General features: G+C 69.9%; 5 protein-coding genes. 4 read left to right on the forward strand and 1 reads right to left on the reverse strand.

Annotated features, from left to right (window positions below; translation table 11 throughout):
* The first annotated feature begins 92 nt into the window (after positions 1–92).
* The 4 genes from sufC (at position 93) to ACK4UM_RS14375 (ending at position 3,874) form a co-directional block, all read left to right on the forward strand.
* Positions 93–845, forward strand: a complete 753-nt coding sequence (gene sufC, locus ACK4UM_RS14360; RefSeq protein ID WP_409800346.1) for a Fe-S cluster assembly ATPase SufC — start codon at positions 93–95, stop codon at positions 843–845.
* Positions 845–2,146: a Fe-S cluster assembly protein SufD gene (gene sufD, locus ACK4UM_RS14365; protein ID WP_409800348.1), complete on the forward strand. Its 1,302-nt coding sequence runs from the start codon at positions 845–847 to the stop codon at positions 2,144–2,146. The genes sufC and sufD overlap by 1 nt, the downstream gene beginning before the upstream one ends.
* A gap of 76 nt (positions 2,147–2,222) precedes the next feature.
* Positions 2,223–3,479, forward strand: coding sequence for a cysteine desulfurase (locus tag ACK4UM_RS14370; protein WP_409800350.1), 1,257 nt, complete (start codon positions 2,223–2,225; stop codon positions 3,477–3,479).
* 14 nt (positions 3,480–3,493) lie between these two features.
* A complete protein-coding gene (locus ACK4UM_RS14375; protein ID WP_409800352.1) occupies positions 3,494–3,874 on the forward strand; it encodes an SUF system Fe-S cluster assembly protein in 381 nt (126 codons plus the stop codon).
* A 12-nt stretch (positions 3,875–3,886) separates the two neighbouring features.
* Here the strand turns inward: ACK4UM_RS14375 and ACK4UM_RS14380 are convergent, their stop codons facing one another.
* Positions 3,887–5,290 (reverse strand): DegQ family serine endoprotease, encoded by a 1,404-nt coding sequence (locus ACK4UM_RS14380; RefSeq protein WP_409800354.1) that lies wholly within the window; start codon positions 5,288–5,290, stop codon positions 3,887–3,889.
* Positions 5,291–5,543: the final 253 nt, after the last annotated feature.

Raw genomic sequence — 5,543 nt, forward strand, 5'->3', positions numbered from 1 at the left:
GGGGGGGGGGGCGGGGGGGCGCCCGCGCGCCGCCCCCCCCCCCCCCGACCGCCTCCCCTCCTTTGGAATTCGAACGAACGGACGTGAAACCCATGCTCGAAATCAAGAACCTCGTCGCCGAGATCGAGGGCAAGCGCATCCTCGACGGGCTCAACCTCACCATCCACGATGGGGAAGTCGCCGCCATCATGGGGCCGAACGGCTCCGGCAAGTCGACGCTCTCCTACATCGTCGCCGGCAAGGAGGATTACGAGATCCTCGACGGCGAGATCCTGCTCAACGGCGAGAACATCCTCGAGATGGAGCCCTCCGAGCGCGCCGCCAAGGGCGTGTTCCTGGCCTTCCAATACCCGCTCGAGATCCCCGGCGTCGCGACGATGACCTTCCTCAAGGCCGCGCTCAACGCCCAGCGCCGCGCCCGCGAGGAGAGCGAGCTGACGACCCCCGATTTCATCAAGGCGGTGAACGCGGCGGCCGAGAAGCTCGAGATTCCGAAGGACATGCTCAAGCGCGCGCTCAATGTCGGCTTCTCCGGCGGCGAGAAGAAGCGCATGGAGATCCTGCAGATGGCGCTCCTGCAGCCGTCCTTCTGCATCCTCGACGAGACGGATTCGGGGCTCGACATCGACGCTTTGCGCATCGTCTCCGAGGGCGTGAACGCGCTGCGGGCGGACAACCGCTCGTTCCTCGTGATCACGCACTATCAGCGCCTCCTGCAATACATCGTGCCGGATACCGTCCACGTGATGGCCAACGGCAAGATCATGCGCTCGGGCGACAAGACGCTCGCCGAGGAGCTCGAGGCGAACGGCTACGCCGATTACAAGGCCCAGGAGGCCGCGTGATGGCCGTCGCGATGATGAAGACCCCCGCCGAGACGGCGCTCGCGGAGCTCTTCGAGCGCTCGAAGAGCCTGCTGCCGGGCGATGCGCGCTCGCGCGAGGACGCCTTCCACCGCTTCGCCGCCGCCGGGCTCCCGCATCGGCGCGTCGAGGAGTGGAAGTACACCGACCTGCGCGCGAACATGCGCGACGCGGCTCCGCTCGCGCCGGTCCCGAGCGCGGAGACGACCCGCACCGCGCTCGCCTCCCCCACCCTCTTCGCAGGGCTCGAGCCCGCGACGATCGCCTTCGTCGACGGCCATCTCGCGCATCGCGACGCGATGCCCGACGGCGTCACGGCCGTGCCGCTCGTCGAGGCGCTGACGAGCGGCCATCCGCTCCTCGCCAGGCTCGGCGCGATCGAGGCCGCGTCCGGCAACGCGGCCTATGCGCTCAACGCGGCGTTCTTCACGGACGGCGTGGTGCTGCACGTGACGGGCGCGGTCGCGCGCCCGGTGGCGTTGCGCTTCGCGATCACCGGCACGAAGGCGGTCTCGACCGCGACGCGCGTGCTCATCGTGGCGGAGGCGGACACGGCCTTCACGCTCCTCGAGACGCACGAGAGCGAGAACGGCGTCGTCCACCAGCCGAACAACGTGGTCGAGTTCGTGGTGGGCGATCGCGCGAAGCTCGCCCATGTGCGCGTCGACGGGCTCGGCGACGGGGCGCTCGCGCTCTCGACGATCACGGCGCATCTCGGCGAGAAGACCGAGTTCGGCACGCGCAACCTCGTCGTCGGCTCGGCGCTGTCGCGCCATCAGGTCTACATGACCTTCGCGGGTTCGCACGCCAAGGGCGCGATCCGCGGCGCGACCATGCTCAAGGGCGACCAGCACGCCGACACGACGCTCGTCGTCGACCATCGCGGCACGGATTGCGAGAGCCGCGAGCTGTTCAAGACAGCGATCGACGGGCGCGCCACCGGCGTGTTCCAGGGCAAGATCATCGTCGCGCCGGGCGCCCAGAAGACCGACGGCAAGATGATGTCGGCCTGCGTGCTCCTCTCGGAAGAGGGCACGATGAACAACAAGCCCGAGCTCGAGATCTTCGCCGACGACGTGCTCTGCGCCCATGGCGCCACCTGCGGCGCGCTCGACGACGACCTGCTCTTCTACCTCATGGCCCGCGGCCTGCCGCGGCCGGAAGCGGAGGCGCTCCTCATCGAGAGCTTCCTCGGCGAGGCGATGGAGGAGGGTCTCGAGGACGAGGCTCTGCTCGAGGCCCTGATGGGCATCGTCCAGGGCTGGCTCGCCGCGCGCGGCTGAGCCTCTTTCTCCCGTGCGGACGGCACTCTCGCCGCCCGCACGCCACACCCGCCGAGTGCGGGCACGGAGGATCACCATGAACGCGCCTCTCGGTCGCGCCACCGCCTACGACGTCGAGGCCGTGCGCCGCGAATTCCCGATCCTGTCGCAAGAGGTCTACGGCCGCCCGCTCGTCTATCTCGACAGCGCCGCCTCGGCCCAGAAGCCGCGCGCGGTGATCGACGCGATGACCCGCACGATGGAGACGCGCTACGCCAACGTCCATCGCGGGCTGCATTTCATGGCGAACGCCGCGACCGAGGATTACGAGGCCGCGCGCGACACCGTGCGCGAATTCCTCAATGCCGGCTCGCGCGAGGAGATCGTCTTCACGCGCAACGCGACGGAAGCCTACAACATCGTGGCCTCCTCCTTCGGTCTGATGGGCGGCGAGCACGGGATCGGCGAGGGCGACGAGATCATCCTCTCGATCATGGAGCATCATTCCAACATCGTGCCCTGGCACTTCCTGCGCGAGCGCAAGGGCGCGGTGATCAAGTGGGTGCCGGTGAGCGACGACGGCGAGTTCCTCTTCGAGGAATACGAGAAGCTGTTCTCGCCGCGCACCAAGATGGTCGCCATCACGCACATGTCCAACATGCTCGGCACGATCACGCCGATGAAGGACATCATCCGCGTGGCGCATGCGCATGGCGTGCCGGTCCTCGTCGACGGGGCGCAGAGCGCGGTGCACATGCCCGTCGACGTTCGCGATCTCGACGCCGATTTCTTCGTCTTCACCGGCCACAAGGCCTATGGCCCGACCGGCATCGGCGTTCTCTACGGCAGGTCGGAATGGCTCAACCGCATGCCGCCCTTCGAGGGCGGCGGCGAGATGATCTCCGAGGTCACGCCCGAGCGCGTCACCTATCTCGACGCGCCCCACCGCTTCGAGGCCGGCACGCCGCAGATCGTCGAGGCGATCGGGCTCGGCGCGGCTTTGCGCTTCATGATGGATCTCGGCCGCGACCGGATCGCCGCGCACGAGGCGGACCTGCGCGACTACGCCCACGAGCGGCTCGGCGCCATGAACGCGCTGCGCATCTTCGGGCGCGCGCGCGAGAAGGGCGCGATCCTCTCCTTCGAGCTGAAGGGCGCGCACGCGCACGACGTCGCCACCATCATCGATCGGCAGGGCATCGCGGTCCGCGCCGGCACGCATTGCGCGCAGCCTCTGCTGCAGCGCTTCGGCGTGACCGCGACATGCCGCGCCTCCTTCGCCCTCTACAACACGCGCGCCGAAGTCGATATGTTGGCGGATGCGCTGCGCAAGGCCGAGACCCTGTTCGGCTGACCCGGAGTTTCAGGATGAGCGACGTGCCTTCCCCCGCCACACCCCCTGCCGAGCCGCAGGTCGCCGCCGGCGGTCTGCCCCCGGAGGAGATCGATCGCCTGACCGACGACATCGTCGCCGCGCTCAAGACGGTCTACGACCCCGAGATCCCCTCCGACATCTACGAGCTCGGCCTCATCTACCGCGTGGAGATCTCGGACGACCGGAAGGTGACGATCGACATGACGCTCACCTCCCCGGGCTGCCCCGTCGCGGGCGAGATGCCGGGCTGGGTCGAGAACGCGGTCAACGCGGTCGAGGGCGTCCAGGCGACCGAGGTCAACATCGTGTTCGACCCGCCATGGGACCAGAGCCGCATGTCCGACGAGGCCCGCGTCGCGCTCGACATGTGGTGAGGGGGGCGCCCCTCACCCCCGCAGCACCGTCGTGATCGTCCGCCCGTCGCGGTGGATGACGAGCTCCCAGGCGCCCCGGCCGCGGGAGAGCGCCGGCTCGACCTCGTCGCTCGCGCCGATGCGCACGCGGTTGATCTCGAGGAGGATGTCGCCGGGCCGGAAGCCGTAGCGCGCCGCGATCGAGCGCGGGGGCACCTCGAGCACGACGACGGCGCCGGCGCGCTCGAACAGGCGCAGCTCGTCGGCCACCGCCGGGTTGAGGTTGACGACCGTCGCCCCGTCGAGCGGCGAGCGGGCGGAGACCGAGACCGGGCGGCGCGCGGGCGTCTCGGGCGGCGGCATCAGGCGGACCTCGAGCTCGGCGTCGCGGCCGTCGCGCAGCACCCGAAACCGCGTCGTGCCCTCGATGCCGGCCAGCGCGAAGCGGTAGCCGAAGGCCTCGGTGTCGTCGACGGGCGCGCCGTCGACCGCGACGATCACGTCCCCGCGCCGCAGCCCCGCCTCCGCCGCCGGGCTCTGCGCGACCACGTCCGCGACGAGCGCACCGGCCGGGCGCAGGAGGCCGACGGATTCGGCGAGCTCGGGGGTGAGCATCTGCAGGCTCGCGCCGAGCCAGGGCCGCAGCACCCGCTCGGCGCCGATCCGCGCGCTGTCGACGACGGTGCGCACCATGCGCGCGGGGATCGCGAAGCCGATGCCGTGGCTGCCGCCGGAGCGCGTGAAGATCGCCGTGTTGATGCCCACCAGCGTCCCCGACATGTCGATCAGCGCGCCGCCGGAATTGCCCGGGTTGATCGCCGCATCCGTCTGGATGAAGAACTGGTAGTCGGTGATCCCGACCTGCGTGCGCGCGAGCGCCGAGACGATCCCCTGCGTCACCGTCTGGCCCACGCCGAACGGGTTGCCGATGGCGAGCACGAGATCGCCGACCTCGAGCGCCTCGTCGTCGCCGAGCGCGATCGTCGGGAAGCGCTCGTCCGACAGGATCCGCAACACCGCGAGATCGGTGCGCGCGTCCGAGAGCACGATCTCGGCATCGAGCTCGCGCCGATCGGCGAGCGCGACCCGCACGCGGTCCATGCCCTCGATCACGTGGTGGTTCGTCACCACGAGCCCGCTCTCGTCGACGATCACGCCCGAGCCGAGCGAGCGCTGCACCCGCTCCTGCGGCAGGCTCGGACCGCCGAAGACATCCCCGCCGAAGAAGCGCCGGAAGAAGTCGTCCATCGGATCGACCTGCCGCGCCGCCGCCCGCGCCTCGCCGTAGACGTTCACGACCGCCGGCGCGGCCTCGCGCACGAGCGGCGCGAAGGAGAGGGTCAGCTGGGTGGCGCTCTGCGGAAGGGTCCGCTCCTGGGCGTGGGCGGGCGCGACGAGGAGGAGCGCGAGGAGGGCGAGGGTCGTGAGATGACGCATGGGGAGAGCGGATCCGTCGAATCGGGGCGGGTGCGCTCAAGATAGGCGCCCCTCTCCCGAATGGGAGAGGGGTAACCGCCCTCCCCTCTGCCGTATGGGCTACGGAGTGCACCCATCGTCATTCCTGCAGGGCTTCGACGCAAACAGGACGCTCCCTCTCCTTCCCCTCAGGGGAAGGTGGCTCCGACCCCGAACAGGGGTCGGAGACGGATGGGGTCAGTCGCTCCGAAGGAGCGAAGGGGCGTCGGGAGCC

Origin of the sequence: Salinarimonas sp. (genome assembly GCF_046292825.1) — a bacterium.
In the GTDB taxonomy this organism is placed as follows: domain Bacteria; phylum Pseudomonadota; class Alphaproteobacteria; order Rhizobiales; family Beijerinckiaceae; genus Salinarimonas.